Genomic DNA, 14,484 nt, shown 5'->3' on the forward strand with positions numbered 1-14,484 from the left:
CTTCTCCTTTTGGAGAGAAAGTTCTGATGAGCATTATTTATTTCACGTGGCTCGCTAATTCTTTTTGAGCTTTTTCATTTGATTCAGCTTTTTCTTTGAGCCATTTTTCACGAGCTTTTTGGTATTCTTCTTTTGTAATAGGTTTTTCACCAACTTCAGTGTACTTCAAGTAACCTGAGGTTTCTCCTTTAAGACCCGCAACTGAGTATGAAGAAGTAAATGGAATAACTTTAGATACAAATGATACAGCAGTTTCTTTCGGACCTGCCATTACAGGAATTGTCAAACCGTTGTCTGTTAACCAAGCTTGTGCAAGGGCATATTTTTCATAACGTTTTTGAACGTCTTGATTTTCTTTGTTTGCTTCATCAAGTAATTTTTCATAGTCAGACAAACCAAGTTTTTGGATAACTGATGCATCAGTATCTTTATCGATACCCATAATCAAACGAGTATTACCACCTTTAATCGTGAACTGGTCTAAGAAAGTTGATGGATCTTGGTAATCAGGATTCCATCCAGTCAAGGTATGAATATCCCAGTCTTGTTCTTTAGCTGTTGGAGCACTAAATGAAAGTGGTAAAGCTTCTGCTTGGGTCATTTGTTGAAGATCGATGACAACATTGTCAGCTCCAAGTACGTTTTCAATAGACTGTTTAAGTGATTGAACACGGTTTACAACTGCTGTAGACTCTTGGATTGTTAGAGCATCCAAGTGAATTGGGAATTCTACCCCTTCTGCTTTCAAGCTTTCTTTTGCTTTAGCAAAGGCAGCTTTAGCTTTTTCTTCGTTGTAAAGACCATTTTGCGAATCAGCAAGCGATACGTTTGACCATGTGCTTGAGTTTGTCTTCGCAAGACTTTCTTCTACAAGTTTACCAAACTGTTTGTCTCCAACTTGAAGATTATATGGTGAGAATGTATTACGGATTGCAACTGCAGCACCATCTGTACCATTTGTCTGAGCTGAGTAAGAATTACGGTCTACCGCAAAGTTAAGGGCTTGACGGAATTCTTTGTTTAGCAAAGCTTTTCTTGTAGATTCTTTTTGGCTATCTGTTGTTTTTGAGGTATGGTTATAAGTTGTACGACCATAGTTCACACTTACAGTAGCGATAGCTGATCCTGGTTCGTTAAAGAAGATATTATCTTTGAACTCAGAAGCATATTTTTCATACGTTGAGCTAGTAGGATAGATCCGAGCTTTACTGTATTGTCCTTCTGAGAATCCTTTAGCAACGATATCTTGGTCTTTCCCATCCCAGTAAGTAAATTTGATGTTTTGAATTTTAACAGCGTCTTTATCCCAATAAGCATCGTTCTTAGCCATCTCAATCGAAGACTTAGCAGTGATTGATTTCAAAACAAACGGTCCATTATACAAAATAGATGATGGATCTGTAGGTGCACCAAAGCCTTCCCCTTTTGATTTAAGGAAATCTTCGTTGATTGGCATCATCACGCCATTTGTTGTTTTGTCATTCCAGAAAGTCTCTGGCTGATTCAATGTATACTCAAGAGTGTTATCGTCAACTGCTTTTATACCAACAGTTGAAAAATCGTTTGTTTCACCGTTAATGTAAGCACTAAGTCCTTTGATTGAAGAACTAATAACTGACAAACCTTTTGATTTGCCTTCTACCGCGTGTTTCAAACCTGTCACAAAGTCTTGGGCTTTAACTGGAGCATATTCTTCTCCTTCAGCAGTAACCCACTTAGCATCCTTACGGATTTTATAAGTATAAGTCAAACCGTCTTGTGAAACTGTCCATGATTCAGCAATCGATGGTACAAGGTTTCCATATTTATCGTTAGCAAGCAAACCATCTACCGCATTTGTCGTCACAAAAGAAGTAGAATCAACGTTGTTAACAACGTAATCCAATGTTTCAGGATCAACTGAATAAACGTATTTATAATCTGATGCTAATTTTGTATTGCTTGAGCCTGCATTTGAATTTGAATTTGAACATGCAGCAAGTACTCCGACTGCAAGCAAGGATACTCCCGCTACCGCAAGAATCCGACTTTTTTTCATTTTTTAAACTCCTCGTTTTAAATAGTGGATATTGAAGATTATACCACAGTTTTTTTAAAAAGTAAACGAATTTTCAGAATATTTTGTCGCATGTTTTTTTACACATTTGAATCTTATGTTTTCAGAAAAGAAAACTATTGACGAGAAACAATTTTCAAGGTATAATAATAAAAGTTAAGGCGGTATAGCCAAGTGGTAAGGCACGGCTCTGCAAAAGCTTGATCGTCGGTTCAAATCCGTCTACCGCCTTTTTTATACTATTTTATAGGAATTTATCCGAAAAAAAGCCCATTTTTATGGGCTTTTTTATTTTTATTTTCGTATAAAAAAGATAACTTTAAAAACTTTTGGGGCGAGGGTGTTTTTTAGAGCTTGGATTTAAAATCCAAGCTCTCAGGGTAAACAAAAAAAGACCGCTCAAAAAAGCTTTATCAGTTTTCTCTGATAAAGCTTTTGTTTTATTCAGTTTCTTCTTCTGATTCAAGTTCTTGAATTTGAACCTTAAGCTTGGTGACACGACCATTTTTGACCTTGTCATTTGTCAAGGTGATATGCTTGTTGCCACTATCTAACTCATAACTGAGTTTCTCAGATGTTGGAATAGTTCCCACACCAGTCAAATAGTACCCAGCAATGGTATCTACATCGTCACTTTCAAGAACAACATCAAAATAGTCATTGAAATCGTTCAAATTCATTGTCCCTTGGACAATATGAGTGTCCTCGCCGATAGTATGAACATAGACTTCAGCACGGTCAGTTTCATCATCAATCTCACCAACAATCTCTTCAAGGAGATCCTCAAGTGTTACCAAACCAGCCATTCCTCCGTATTCATCAAGAAGAATTGCCATCTGTCTTTGTGAATTTCTTAGTTCTTTTAACAAATCGTCCACAAAAATAGTTTCTGGTACAAATAGAGGTTCCTGTAATATCTTTCTCAATACAATATTATCAAAACCATCGGTAAACCCTGCTTTTAGCAGACTCTTTGTATGAATCAAACCAATAACATTGTCCTTATCGCCGTCATAAACAGGAATTCGAGAAAAATTTTGTTTTAAGATACTTTCGATAATAGTCTGAGTGTCATCTTTGATATCTACCATAAAGGCATCTGTTCGAGGAACCATGACTTCACGCGCCATAAGCTCATCTAGTGAGAAAATCCCCTGCAACATCTCGATTTCATCAGCATCCAAAGTTTCTTCGCTCTTAGTCAGCATGTACTCAATCTCATCACGAGTCATTTTTTCGTCTGCATCGTCAAATGTCATCGGCGTTAAACGGCTCAAAAGATTGGTTGATGCAGATAGCATCCAAACAAAGGGACTCACAATCTTACCGAGAGCAATAATAAATGGTACAGTTCGGATTGCCAAGGCATCCTTAAGATTTAGAGCAATGCGTTTAGGATAAAGTTCACCAAAAACGATAGAGATATAGGTCAAGAAAGCAAGTGACAGGAAGCTTGCGATTGCGTGCGCAGTTTCGCTATTTCCCATCCATGAGGCTATCAATTGTCCTAGAGAGTCTGCTAGTTTAGCCCCTGACAAGATTGTAATTAAAGTAATACCAACTTGAATGGTTGATAAAAAGTGATTGGGGTTTTCAAGTACCTTTAGCAAACGGATATAGCGTTTATCCCCCTCTTCAGCCTTTTGTTCAACACGTGAGCGACTAAGAGAAATCATAGCCATCTCTGTAGCAGAGAAAAAAGCATTTAAAAAGGTCAAAACAACTAATAATACAAATTGCAGTAACAAATCCTGACTGCTCGGGTCTTCCATTTTCCTTCTCCTAAAAAGTATAATTGTGACTATTATACCATATTTTTCAACTTCTACACATTAAATTGTGATTTCTATAGTAAATCCCCTACCGAAACAATAAGGGACCGACTATCTATTAGTTCTTTGTAACAGTTACTTTTCCTGTTCGGTAATCTAACTGAATTCCCTTTTGAACGTTAGGAACTACGACGTTAAACTCCAATTCACCATCAGATGATTTGGCTTCAATCTGAGATGCAGAAGGAACCAAATCTTCTTCTGTAGCGTAGAGCAATGTGACACGGTAACGCACGCGCTTATTTTGATCCAAAGCCTTTCGAACTAAACTTTCATAGTAGTTTTGTCCAGTCGAATCTTCTGCGCGTGCTTGGTTGGCCCAGGCTGTTTGTACAGCGATATTTTTGGGATTGCTAGTAGATGCATCAAAACCATCTAAACCACCAATCAAGGCATAGCCTAATAAATGTCCTCTATCTACAGCGTGATTATAAGTCCCTTTTAGGTTTTTGACTTGATGCCATCCTGCTGGGGTCCAAGAAGTTGAACCATTACCGGTTTCTTCACGGTCTTTGTACTGTCTTGTTGCTTTTGACATAAGGGCATTAGCCACAGTTGGAACCGTCTCCCCACCTACAGTTTTTGTCTTGTTATCAGCATAGGGTTTACTTGAAACCTTTGCATCTAAGTTCGTTTTGTTCCCATTTACGATAAAGGCACCTGCTCCATTCCACTCAATAGTACCCTTTATTTGTTTTTTTACCGAATCAGTCAGTACACTCTCGGCCAGTTCTTGACTTGGAGCATCAGACGACTGGGATTTTTCTTTTACTCGTGTTTGTGGTGCAGTGTTGGAATACTGCATTTGTTTAATATAGTAGCTTCCTGCTGACAAGAGCAAAAAGAGCAAGAGACCAATTAGGGCCTGCCTTGTTTTTTTGTTCATACTTTCTCCTTCATTTCACTTCCTAGAAAAAGACTGGTCTCCCAGCCTATTTTCCTGTAAATTTCGCAATTAACTCATGCCATTTTTCTGGAGCTAAAATCGCCCATGGATCTTGCCCCTTGCCTAAGATACCGTAGCCAATCATCAAGCCAATTCCAAGTGCTAAGAGACCTAAAAGTAAAACAATGATGACTAAAAGAAATCGACGCAGCACATAAGCTACTTCTTTATTCATCTTCATCTTCATCAGCTTCCACACTTACCCGTTCAATATTAGCTCCTAACTGAGCTAACTTTTCATGAAAACGATAATAACCTCTATCCAAATGGACAAGTTTTCCAACAACAGTCTCACCCTCGGCCACTAAGCCTGTCAATATCAAGGCTGCACTTGCACGAAGGTCCGTAGACAGCACTTCTGCCCCTTGGAGAGGTTGCCCGCCAACAATACGAGCAGTGTCACGGATAATCTCAGAATGCAAGCCCATGCGACGCATTTCCTCTAGATGTTGGAAACGATTCTCAAAAACTGTCTCAACCATAGTTGATTCTCCTTGAGCAACCGTCATAAGAGCAGTAAACTGCGCCTGCATGTCCGTAGGAAACCCTGGATGTGGTAAGGTCTTGACATGAACTGCTTTTAGTTTGTCCCGTTGAGAACGGATGCGGATACCTTCATCCTCATCGATGACTTCAACACCCATTTCTTGTAATTTCGCCAACAAGGGACGGTTGTGTTCCCAGATAGCATCTTGAATCAGGACATCTCCACCTGTCATTGCAGCAGCAACCATGAATGTCCCTGCTTCGATGCGGTCTTGAACAACGTTATGGGTTGCACCATGCAAGTTTTCAACACCAGTGATGGTAATGCTCTCTGTTCCTGCGCCTTTGACTTTAGCTCCCATTTTATTCAAGAGGACAGCCAAGTCTACAATTTCAGGTTCACGCGCAGCATTTTCGATAACAGTTACGCCATCAGCTAGCGTTGCAGCCATCATCAAGTTTTGGGTTGCCCCAACACTAGGAAAGTCCATATAGATATGGGCCCCATGCAAGCGTTCTGCCTTAGCTTCGATATAGCCAGCTGTTTGGGTAATCTTAGCCCCCATTGCTTCCAAACCTTTAAGGTGAAGGTCAATCGGACGACTACCAATTGTACAACCACCTGGCATCGAAACTTTAGCGTGACCAACCCTAGCTAGGATTGGACCCAAGACTACAATAGAAGCACGCATCTTGCTAACATACTTATAGGGAGCTTCTTCTGTGATATCATCTGTCGCATCCACTTCAACAATGTGTGCATCTTGATCAAAATTAACTTTCGCATTTAATCCACGAACTACTTGGTTCATGGTAAAGACATCCGATAGGATAGGAACATTTTTTAAAACTGTTTTTCCTTCGCTTGCTAAAATTGTCGCCGCAAGTAGTGGCAAAACTGCATTTTTCGCGCCCTCAATGGTAACACTTCCGACAAGGCGATTATCGCCACCTCGAACTACAATTTTTTCCATAAATATTTTCCTTTACTTTCGAATTTAGAATAATGTCCGTACAGCTTCTTGCCATAATTGGTAGAGATTTAGGAAAAAAGAACTGATTAGATATCCTAAACCGATACTACACAATACTACCAAAAGTCGTACCTTCCTCGCATTGTCCTTGGTCACCTTCAAAATTTGATCCCATTTGACTAAATCTTTCAAAAGTTGAAAAACTAGGTAGACAAAAAACATATGACTACTGAGAGTAAAAAACAATTGAATCATCTGCCTATTATACCATCTTCTTTTTTTCTACGCTAGTCTATGGACTTGCACTATATTCTATGGGTTGTTTTTCAAGTAATCAATTGCATCCTGAAGTGTTTTTACAGGAACAATCTTCATGTCTGTTTTAATCATTTCAGCCGCTTCTACAGCCGTGTCATAATTACTTTTAGCATTAGGATTGGCCTTTTTAGCTTCTTCAGTTACTGGATTGTTAGGAGCAAAGAATACAGTAGCTCCTTTTTTTGCAGCAGCAACAACTTTTTTGTCAATTCCACCAATATCACCAACATTTCCATCTCTGTCGATACTTCCTGTACCAGCAATGATACGTCCATTTCGAAGAGTTGGATCTGCAATTTGCGTATAGATGGATAAACTAAACATCATTCCAGCACTCGGACCACCAATGCCAGCAGTTGAAAACTTGATTGGCACGTCACTTGACACTTCTGTGCGGTCAATCAAACCGATTCCAATACCGTTTTTCCCATTTTCCAGAGTAATGATTTTTCCTTCAGCGGTTTTGACTTTCCCGTCTTCTTGGTAAGTAACCTTAACCTTGTCACCTAGCGTTTGAGAATTAACGTAGTCGACCATCTCCTTAGAACTCTCAAAAGTCTTATCATTGACAGCCGTTACTGTGTCAGCGATATTGAGAATACCCTTGAAGGTTGAGTTATCTGTTACGGTCAAAACATAGACTCCCAGGTATTTGAGTTCTATCTCCTTGCCCGCTGCCTTCAGACCTTGATATTTGGCCATGTTCTGCGAAGTTTCCATGTAAAACTGGTTGATTCGCATAAATTCCGCATCTGACGAACCACCAGTCATCTCTTTAGCACTATGTATGTCCGTAAAAGGTGTTAGCCAAGCATAAACCAAGTCAACCAGTCTAGCGTGCTTAACTCCAACTGTTACAAATTGGTAGGAACCTTCTTCTTGGTCAGATTGGTTATTTACTTGTAAAACCTTTCGAATATCTTCTGAAGTCCCTGGCACCTCAATGTAATAAGGAAGTGGTACCGTAAAAGATATAAAAGTGATAATGAGCCCGATGATTAAATATATGGGCCATCTAGTTTTTTTCTTCATTCTTTAACTCCTCTAAGACAGCATTTGGTACATACTTGCTAATATCTTGACCAAACTTCAATAGTTCTCTCACAGCTGAAGAGCTGATGTAAACATGCTCTGGGCGACTATGGAGATAGACTGTCTCAATCTCTCCTGCTAATTGATGGTTGTAAAAATCAAAACTGGCTTCATACTGAAGATCCGCAGCGTTACGCAAACCACGAACAAGAACATGGACACCCAGTTTTCTAGCAACATCAACGACTAATTCATCATGAGAGGCAATGACTTGGACATTTTTAAGGTGTCCCACCGCTTTTTCAACCGTCTCTAGCCGACTTTCTATCGGTAAAAATCCATTTTTGTGTGGATTATAAAAAATTCCCACATACAATCTATCAAAGAGCTTACTTGCGCGTTCAATAAGGTCCAAATGACCATTGGTAATTGGATCAAACGAACCTGTAAATAGCCCAATTTTATCTGACATAAACCGTCACCTTACTAATCCCATATATTTTTTCCTTCCAGATGCCTAAACAGGCGATTTCTTCTGGAAGCTCTACTGATTTATCGGTCTCGCAGACCACCATGACATCTTCTGAAAAAAGATTTCTCTCAGCCATTTTTTCAATGTCGGATACGATCTGTTCCTTTGCATAGGGAGGGTCCAAAAAGATGAGATCAAAGACACCATCCACTTGCTCCAATGCGCGACTGGATTCCATTTTCAATAATTGAAATTTAGAGGTTTCCTTGGTCATCTGAATGTTTTCTGCCACAATATTCTGTGCTCGGCGATCCTTCTCAACTAGGACAGCGCTGGACATCCCTCTTGAAACTGCTTCAATGGATAAGCCCCCACTACCAGTATAGAGATCTAGCACACGCCCTCCTTCAAAGTAAGGGCCAATCATATTGAAAATAGCCCCTCGGACCTTGTCCGATGTCGGCCTCGTTGTTTTCCCGTCCAAGGTCTTTAAAGGACGTCCTCCGTAGATTCCTGATACGATTTTCATAAGGTATATTATACCAAATTCTGATGAAATAAGAAAATCGAACCTCTCGGTTCGATTGATTAAAGAATATTCTCGTAAGTATCTCTAACTTCTTGTGGCCAAACACTGGTTTGAACTTCACCGATGTGCTTCTTACGAAGTAAGAACATGGCCATACGAGACTGTCCAATTCCTCCACCAATTGTCAATGGGAAGAGTCCATTCAAGAGAGCCTTATGCCATTCAAGAGATAAGCGGTCTTCATCTCCTGTAATAGCTACCTGACGACGAAGAGTGTCTTCATCGACACGAATCCCCATTGAAGACAACTCAAAGGCTGCACCAAGATTCTCATTCCAAACTAGAATGTCCCCGTTCAGACCCTTATAGCCATTTTCAGATTCTGTTGTCCAGTCATCATAGTCCGGTGCACGTCCGTCATGAGGTTTTCCATCTGACAATACACCACCGATACCAATCAAGAAGACTGCACCGAATTCCTTACAGATAGCATTTTCACGTTCTTTAGGTGTTAAGTCTGGATAGCGTTCAACCAACTCTTCAGTATGGATAAAGGTAATTTGCTTCGGCAAGATTGACTCAATATCATAGCGGGCTTCGACTGCCAACTCTGTCAAACGAATGGCCTTATAAATCTTTTCAACTGTCTCTTTAAGATATGCAAGATTGCGATGTCCGTTTGGAATGACCTTTTCCCAGTCCCACTGGTCAACATAAACTGAGTGAGTCGCATCTAGTGAGTCTTCATCTGGACGAAGAGCCTTCATGTGAACGAAGAGACCTTCTCCCTCACCAAAACCAAAACGAGCCAAGGTATGGCGTTTCCACTTAGCAAGTGAATGCACCACTTCATAGGTCTCATTAGGAATCTGCAAAACCTTAACTGAAACTGGATGTTCAATACCTGAAAGGTTGTCCTGCATTCCATCACCAACCTTACTCAAGATTGGTCCTTGCACTTCTACTACTTCTAACTTATCTTTTAAATATTGGGTAAAGGTATTTTTTACAAAGGAAATCTCTTCTTGCTGATGGATAAAACTTTTCTTCATACGTTCCTCCTTTTGAATAATAAAAAGATTATACCTTTTTGTTATTAAAAATGAAAGTAAAAATTAAAAAAGAGCTCATTTGAGCTCTAAAAGTATTAATCGTCACGTCCAAAGATTCGTAGGAAGCTAAGGAAGAGGTTGATAAAGTCGAGGTAGAGGCTAAGTGCTAAAGAAATTGCCCAACCTGTAGCGACCTGACCATCTGACTCTTCGTAAACATAACGAATTTTTTGATTATCCCAAGCAATGAGACCTGCAAAAACAAGCACCATAACAATACTAATAATGTAATCCATTAGGTCACTATTTAAGAAGATATTGACAACCATAGCTAGTATCAAACCAAATAGGGCTGCAATCAAAGCACGACCGATTCCACTCAAATCCTTTTTAATGACTACTCCTATGATAGCCATCACGAAGAAGAGGGCTGCACTGGAGATAAAGGCTGTCAAAACTGTCCCAGGAAGATAGAGCGACACAATGAAGCTTAGTGAAAAACCATTGACCGCTGAATAGAGCAGGAATATTGGAAAGGTTGCTGGACTATTCTTTATCGCTAAACCACTCGCAAAAATCACTAGAGCTACTTCTACAATTCCTGTGACAATTAACCATATGCGGGCGTTAAGCATTAACTGAACCAGAAGATCTTGGAAGGTTGTTAACATCAAGGCTGAAACGATTGCAGATAAAGCAATCCCGATCCCTACAAAAGCATATACTTTTGCATAAAATTGATTCAGACCAGAACGTTCTTGAATAATTGTTTGATTCATATCTTTTTCTCCTTATGAAATCTTTTTACTGATTATAACAAAAATAAACTATTTTAACTCAAATAAAACATGAGTATGCCTGCAGCAATGGCAACGTTGAGACTTTCCGCTTGCCCTTTCATGGTAATATGAACCAGTTGGTCTGCCTGGTCTGTCATGAATTGACTGATTCCTTGACCTTCATTTCCCATGACCAAGGCGAAATCTTCTAGCTGAGCAAGCTCACGATAATCTTTAGAGTTTTGGGACAAAGTAGTTGCCAGAATTGGTAAATTGCTCTTTTTAGCCTCTTCAACAAAAGTTTCAACAGGCATCCGATAAATCGGCAAATGAAAATGGCTGCCCTGCATGGATCGGAGAGTCTTCAAGCTATAAATATCTGCTGACTTGCTTGAAACAATGACTCCAGAAAAACCTGCCGCATCTGCCGTTCGGATCATTGTGCCAACATTTCCAGGATCCTGCACGTCTTCCAAGAAAAGATATTTTCCAGAGGTGAAATCCGGCAACTGCTCTTCTTCCTTTTGAACAATGGCTACAATGCCCTGAGGAGTTTGTGAATCTGCTAAATCAAGCAAGATTTCTTCGGCCACAAAGACGGTCTGAGGATAGTCCGTTAATTTTTCACCATACTCTGACAGGGCAAATATTTTCTCTATAATTGCACCTGCTTGAACAGCCTCTTCAAACAAATGCCATCCTTCAATTAAATAAGAAGATTTTCGATATTTTTTTTGATGCAATTTCTTGGCATTTTTTACCACAGAATTGGCTTTAGAGGTTATAATAGTCATAGGAGTATTATAACACAATCAAGGAGGTTTGGTATGCAAAAGGTCAAAATGATCGCACAGGGTCGCGTTCAAGGCGTTGGTTTCCGCTGGGGCGTCTATACCCTTGCCCTCGAAATAGGTGGAATCACTGGTCGTGTCTGGAACAACGATGACGGAACCGTTGAAATTCTTGCCCAAGCAGAGTCTTCAGCTATCATGGCTAAGTTCATCCAAGAAATCCGAAAAGGACCTACTCCCTTCTCAAAAGTAACTTATCTAGATGTTCAATTGAGCAACTTCCCATCCTATTCAGATTTCAAAGTAGCAAATTAGGTCTCTAGAACTATTGTATATTTTCAAAAAAAAAAGTAGAATAGAAAGGTATAATTTTTAAAGAAGGAATAAAAACAGTGAAATCAATTAAACGAATCGCCCTCTCTATCATGGGAGTGGCTATGCTATTAGTCTTGACAGGCTGTGTCCAGGTTGATAAAGCAACTGGACAACCAACAGGATTTATTTGGAATACAATTGGAGCACCTATGGCTGAAGCTATCAAGTACTTTGCTACTGATAAAGGGCTAGGCTTCGGGGTCGCTATTATTATCGTAACCATTATCGTCCGCTTGATTATTTTGCCACTTGGTATCTACCAATCATGGAAGGCAACGCTTCATTCTGAAAAGATGAACGCCCTCAAGCATGTTCTTGAGCCACATCAAACTCGTCTGAAAGAAGCAACGACTCAAGAAGAAAAACTTGAAGCCCAACAAGCTCTCTTTGCTGCTCAAAAAGAGCACGGTATCAGCATGTTTGGCGGAGTAGGATGTTTCCCTCTCCTCATCCAAATGCCTTTCTTCTCAGCGATCTACTTTGCTGCTCAACATACAGAAGGTGTTTCTGAAGCTAGCTTCTTAGGAATCGCACTTGGTTCTCCAAGTTGGATTCTTATCGCCTGTGCAGGTGTTCTCTACTACGTCCAATCGCTCCTTTCACTACACGGAGTTGAAGACGAGACTCAAAGAGAACAACTTAAGAAGATGATTTACATGAGTCCAATGATGATTGTCATGTTCTCAATTTTCTCACCAGCCAGCGTTACGCTTTACTGGGTTGTCGGTGGTTTCATGATGATCCTTCAACAATTCATCGTCAACTACATCATTCGTCCAAAACTTCGTAAAAAAGTACGCGAAGAATATGCCAAGAACCCACCACAAGCAAGCAAAACTTCAGCTACTCGTAAAGATGTAACTCCTGAATCAGCTGCAGTTATCTCAACTTCTGCTAAGAAGAAAAATAAAAAACGCAATTCTGGAAAACAACATTCTAGATAAAGCTACGTGTGCTATCCAATAATTAAAAAAACGAATGAATGACAATTAGTTTTCATGAACTAGGTATCATTCATTCGTTTTTATTATCTACTTTCACATCTTAATTTATTTAAATCCTATGACAACAAATTAGTAAGTAAATCACTTTGATTTAATACAATTAAGAGCCATTAAAACTTCTGCTCCCTCGTCTCTATTTCTAAGCTCAACTCGGCCTTTGTGCAGTTTTGCAACTCTACATACAAAACTAAGTCCAATACCAAAATGTTGCTCTTTAACCGTTCTAGCTTTATCCATACGATAAAAGAGCTTCCCAAAATTAGTTAAAACTTCATCTGGAAATTCAGAGCAATTATTCCATATCCCTATTTTCAATTCCTTCCCCTCTTGCTCTACCCTAATTTTAATTTTAGGATTCTGTTTATCTGCATACTCCAAAGCATTTGTTAAAATATTTTGTATTGCACGAATCAGAAGAGATGGATTTATATAATAGCTTTCAGTTCCTTTCAAATTTTGTTCAAAAGAAAACTTCATCTGATTTTTTATCAAAAAAGAGACTTCTTTCTCTAATTCATTGATAAAATCTGAAGAAGAATACTCCGTCCAACCTGTCTCATCATCATAGTAAGTTTTAGAATAATGAATCAACTGATTAAAATAATCAAGCAAGCGTTGACTAGCATGAACTATATCCGCTAAACATTCTTTAGACTGCTCATCTTTAGTGGAAATGTGCAAAAATTCTGCATTCCCTTTGATGATAGTTAGAGGTGTCTTTAAATCATGAGAAGCTGCTGAAACCTGAAACATCAAATCTTCTTTCTGTTGCTTCTCATCATCTAATAGCTGTCGAATACGATTTTGCATCACAATAATGCGATTACCAGTCTCACGAAACTCCTTAACCGTTAATCTTTCTGTACATTCGCTTTCAAGCCACATACTATTTTCATAAATCAAATTCATTTCATAACTTAGTTTTTTCAACAATTTACCAATGTGATAACTTATTAGAATAATCAATAAAACACAAATATATATCCATGATGACACATTAAAAAAAATTGATTGAACATCATTATTTTTAAGAGGCTTCCCATCTTCATTTATTTGTATAGATACTGAAGCTAAGGGAATAAGATAGGCCATTAGTAAGCCAAGACTAAACTGCCAAATAATTCTCCAGCAGGTTTCTCGAATTAATTGTCTAAAACTTTTGATTCTACCCATTGATATCCTCCACCGTACAAGGTTTTAATTGGATTTAATTGATAAGGTTTCAGCTTTTGACGAATTTGATAAATGTACTCTGAAACCGAACGTAAAAGAGCTTCTGAACTTTGTGGATATAAATAATTATAGATTTCCTCTATAGAATATATTTTACTTGGGTTACTTGCTAAAAGATTCACTATATCAAATTCCCTCCTTGTCAAGGCAATCTTATCTTCGTTTACAAATAGTTCCTTACTATCCGTATATAGTATAAGCTTCCCAATCTTTATTTGATGAACATTTCCTTTAGTCCGTTCTTCACGACGTAAGTGCATTTTAACACGTGCTAAAAGCTCTGGCATACTAAAGGGCTTGATAATATAATCATCAGCTCCTGCATTGATTCCAGCCACCAAATCTTCATCCATATCCTTAGCAGTTATAAAACAGATAGGAACAGATATCTGCTCGCGAATCATCTGACAGACTTCTAAACCACTAACAGGCATCATAATATCTAATAAAATCAAGTCAAATCCTGTAAAATCACAAAGATCAATCTCTTCTATGTTATCTCGTATGACTACTTCATACTTTTCATACTCTAGTACCTTCTTTATTAGGCGAAGAATAGCAAGATCATCATCTACAACTAAAATTTTATAAGCCATAACTCACGC

16 protein-coding genes and 1 tRNA gene are annotated in these 14,484 nt (G+C 38.8%); 3 read left to right on the forward strand and 14 right to left on the reverse strand.

Annotation, left to right across the window (positions count from 1 at the left end):
- Positions 1 to 37: 37 nt before the first annotated feature.
- Entirely contained in the window at positions 38 to 2,038 is a 2,001-nt protein-coding gene (locus tag NML75_RS02690) for a peptide ABC transporter substrate-binding protein (protein ID WP_004251676.1), read from the reverse strand.
- A 178-nt stretch (positions 2,039 to 2,216) separates the two neighbouring features.
- Between NML75_RS02690 and NML75_RS02695 the strand changes: the two genes are divergently transcribed.
- Positions 2,217 to 2,287, forward strand: a tRNA-Cys gene (locus NML75_RS02695).
- A gap of 209 nt (positions 2,288 to 2,496) precedes the next feature.
- On the opposite strand, the gene NML75_RS02700 is transcribed toward NML75_RS02695, so the two are convergent.
- From NML75_RS02700 to NML75_RS02750, 11 genes are all read right to left on the reverse strand, one after another.
- Positions 2,497 to 3,828, reverse strand: a complete 1,332-nt coding sequence (locus NML75_RS02700; RefSeq protein ID WP_254733653.1) for a hemolysin family protein — start codon at positions 3,826 to 3,828, stop codon at positions 2,497 to 2,499.
- Between the two features lie 118 nt (positions 3,829 to 3,946).
- Positions 3,947 to 4,774, reverse strand: coding sequence for a DNA/RNA non-specific endonuclease (locus NML75_RS02705; protein WP_247921919.1), 828 nt, complete (start codon positions 4,772 to 4,774; stop codon positions 3,947 to 3,949).
- Between the two features lie 46 nt (positions 4,775 to 4,820).
- A complete protein-coding gene (locus tag NML75_RS02710; protein WP_053092421.1) occupies positions 4,821 to 5,015 on the reverse strand; it encodes a DNA-directed RNA polymerase subunit beta in 195 nt (64 codons plus the stop codon).
- Positions 5,002 to 6,294 (reverse strand): UDP-N-acetylglucosamine 1-carboxyvinyltransferase, encoded by a 1,293-nt coding sequence (gene murA / locus NML75_RS02715; protein WP_049494507.1) that lies wholly within the window; start codon positions 6,292 to 6,294, stop codon positions 5,002 to 5,004. Before murA ends, NML75_RS02710 begins: the two co-directional genes overlap by 14 nt.
- 24 nt (positions 6,295 to 6,318) lie before the next feature.
- Positions 6,319 to 6,549, reverse strand: coding sequence for a DUF1146 family protein (locus NML75_RS02720; protein ID WP_033587493.1), 231 nt, complete (start codon positions 6,547 to 6,549; stop codon positions 6,319 to 6,321).
- A gap of 57 nt (positions 6,550 to 6,606) precedes the next feature.
- Positions 6,607 to 7,644, reverse strand: coding sequence for a SepM family pheromone-processing serine protease (locus tag NML75_RS02725; RefSeq protein WP_004251664.1), 1,038 nt, complete (start codon positions 7,642 to 7,644; stop codon positions 6,607 to 6,609).
- Positions 7,628 to 8,116 (reverse strand): pantetheine-phosphate adenylyltransferase, encoded by a 489-nt coding sequence (gene coaD, locus NML75_RS02730; RefSeq protein ID WP_004251661.1) that lies wholly within the window; start codon positions 8,114 to 8,116, stop codon positions 7,628 to 7,630. Before coaD ends, NML75_RS02725 begins: the two co-directional genes overlap by 17 nt.
- Positions 8,106 to 8,645, reverse strand: coding sequence for a 16S rRNA (guanine(966)-N(2))-methyltransferase RsmD (gene rsmD / locus NML75_RS02735; RefSeq protein ID WP_254733654.1), 540 nt, complete (start codon positions 8,643 to 8,645; stop codon positions 8,106 to 8,108). Before rsmD ends, coaD begins: the two co-directional genes overlap by 11 nt.
- A 59-nt stretch (positions 8,646 to 8,704) precedes the next feature.
- Entirely contained in the window at positions 8,705 to 9,697 is a 993-nt protein-coding gene (gene asnA, locus NML75_RS02740; RefSeq protein WP_004251655.1) for an aspartate--ammonia ligase, read from the reverse strand.
- A 95-nt stretch (positions 9,698 to 9,792) separates the two neighbouring features.
- Positions 9,793 to 10,476 (reverse strand): Bax inhibitor-1/YccA family protein, encoded by a 684-nt coding sequence (locus tag NML75_RS02745; RefSeq protein WP_004251653.1) that lies wholly within the window; start codon positions 10,474 to 10,476, stop codon positions 9,793 to 9,795.
- Between the two features lie 53 nt (positions 10,477 to 10,529).
- On the reverse strand, positions 10,530 to 11,270 hold the full coding sequence (locus NML75_RS02750; RefSeq protein WP_004251643.1) for a TrmH family RNA methyltransferase: 741 nt from the start codon (positions 11,268 to 11,270) through the stop codon (positions 10,530 to 10,532).
- Between the two features lie 33 nt (positions 11,271 to 11,303).
- Here NML75_RS02750 and NML75_RS02755 point away from each other — a divergent pair, with 33 nt between their 5' ends.
- Together NML75_RS02755 and yidC are read left to right on the forward strand one after the other, a co-directional pair.
- Positions 11,304 to 11,582 (forward strand): acylphosphatase, encoded by a 279-nt coding sequence (locus NML75_RS02755; protein WP_004251635.1) that lies wholly within the window; start codon positions 11,304 to 11,306, stop codon positions 11,580 to 11,582.
- A gap of 77 nt (positions 11,583 to 11,659) precedes the next feature.
- Positions 11,660 to 12,586, forward strand: a complete 927-nt coding sequence (gene yidC, locus NML75_RS02760) for a membrane protein insertase YidC (RefSeq protein ID WP_004251633.1) — start codon at positions 11,660 to 11,662, stop codon at positions 12,584 to 12,586.
- Positions 12,587 to 12,727: 141 nt separating this feature from the next.
- Here the strand turns inward: yidC and NML75_RS02765 are convergent, their stop codons facing one another.
- Together NML75_RS02765 and NML75_RS02770 are read right to left on the reverse strand one after the other, a co-directional pair.
- Positions 12,728 to 13,819 carry a sensor histidine kinase gene (locus NML75_RS02765; protein WP_254733655.1) on the reverse strand — a complete coding sequence of 364 codons (1,092 nt, stop codon included), beginning with the start codon at positions 13,817 to 13,819 and terminating at the stop codon, positions 12,728 to 12,730.
- Positions 13,789 to 14,475 (reverse strand): response regulator transcription factor, encoded by a 687-nt coding sequence (locus NML75_RS02770; RefSeq protein ID WP_004251628.1) that lies wholly within the window; start codon positions 14,473 to 14,475, stop codon positions 13,789 to 13,791. The genes NML75_RS02765 and NML75_RS02770 overlap by 31 nt, the downstream gene beginning before the upstream one ends.
- Positions 14,476 to 14,484: the final 9 nt, after the last annotated feature.

Source organism: Streptococcus sp. CF4-3 (assembly GCF_024295385.1).
Lineage (GTDB): Bacteria > Bacillota > Bacilli > Lactobacillales > Streptococcaceae > Streptococcus > Streptococcus infantis_I.

What these genes read in the sequence shown, in the direction of transcription:
- NML75_RS02690 (WP_004251676.1), bottom strand. Translation starts at nt 2,038, where the DNA reads ATGAAAAAAAGTCGGATTCTTGCGGTAGCGGGAGTATCCTTGCTTGCA.
- NML75_RS02700 (WP_254733653.1), bottom strand. Translation starts at nt 3,828, where the DNA reads ATGGAAGACCCGAGCAGTCAGGATTTGTTACTGCAATTTGTATTATTA.
- NML75_RS02705 (WP_247921919.1), bottom strand. Translation starts at nt 4,774, where the DNA reads ATGAACAAAAAAACAAGGCAGGCCCTAATTGGTCTCTTGCTCTTTTTG.
- NML75_RS02710 (WP_053092421.1), bottom strand. Translation starts at nt 5,015, where the DNA reads ATGAAGATGAATAAAGAAGTAGCTTATGTGCTGCGTCGATTTCTTTTA.
- murA (WP_049494507.1), bottom strand. Translation starts at nt 6,294, where the DNA reads ATGGAAAAAATTGTAGTTCGAGGTGGCGATAATCGCCTTGTCGGAAGT.
- NML75_RS02720 (WP_033587493.1), bottom strand. Translation starts at nt 6,549, where the DNA reads ATGATTCAATTGTTTTTTACTCTCAGTAGTCATATGTTTTTTGTCTAC.
- NML75_RS02725 (WP_004251664.1), bottom strand. Translation starts at nt 7,644, where the DNA reads ATGAAGAAAAAAACTAGATGGCCCATATATTTAATCATCGGGCTCATT.
- coaD (WP_004251661.1), bottom strand. Translation starts at nt 8,116, where the DNA reads ATGTCAGATAAAATTGGGCTATTTACAGGTTCGTTTGATCCAATTACC.
- rsmD (WP_254733654.1), bottom strand. Translation starts at nt 8,645, where the DNA reads ATGAAAATCGTATCAGGAATCTACGGAGGACGTCCTTTAAAGACCTTG.
- asnA (WP_004251655.1), bottom strand. Translation starts at nt 9,697, where the DNA reads ATGAAGAAAAGTTTTATCCATCAGCAAGAAGAGATTTCCTTTGTAAAA.
- NML75_RS02745 (WP_004251653.1), bottom strand. Translation starts at nt 10,476, where the DNA reads ATGAATCAAACAATTATTCAAGAACGTTCTGGTCTGAATCAATTTTAT.
- NML75_RS02750 (WP_004251643.1), bottom strand. Translation starts at nt 11,270, where the DNA reads ATGACTATTATAACCTCTAAAGCCAATTCTGTGGTAAAAAATGCCAAG.
- NML75_RS02755 (WP_004251635.1), top strand. Translation starts at nt 11,304, where the DNA reads ATGCAAAAGGTCAAAATGATCGCACAGGGTCGCGTTCAAGGCGTTGGT.
- NML75_RS02765 (WP_254733655.1), bottom strand. Translation starts at nt 13,819, where the DNA reads ATGGGTAGAATCAAAAGTTTTAGACAATTAATTCGAGAAACCTGCTGG.
- NML75_RS02770 (WP_004251628.1), bottom strand. Translation starts at nt 14,475, where the DNA reads ATGGCTTATAAAATTTTAGTTGTAGATGATGATCTTGCTATTCTTCGC.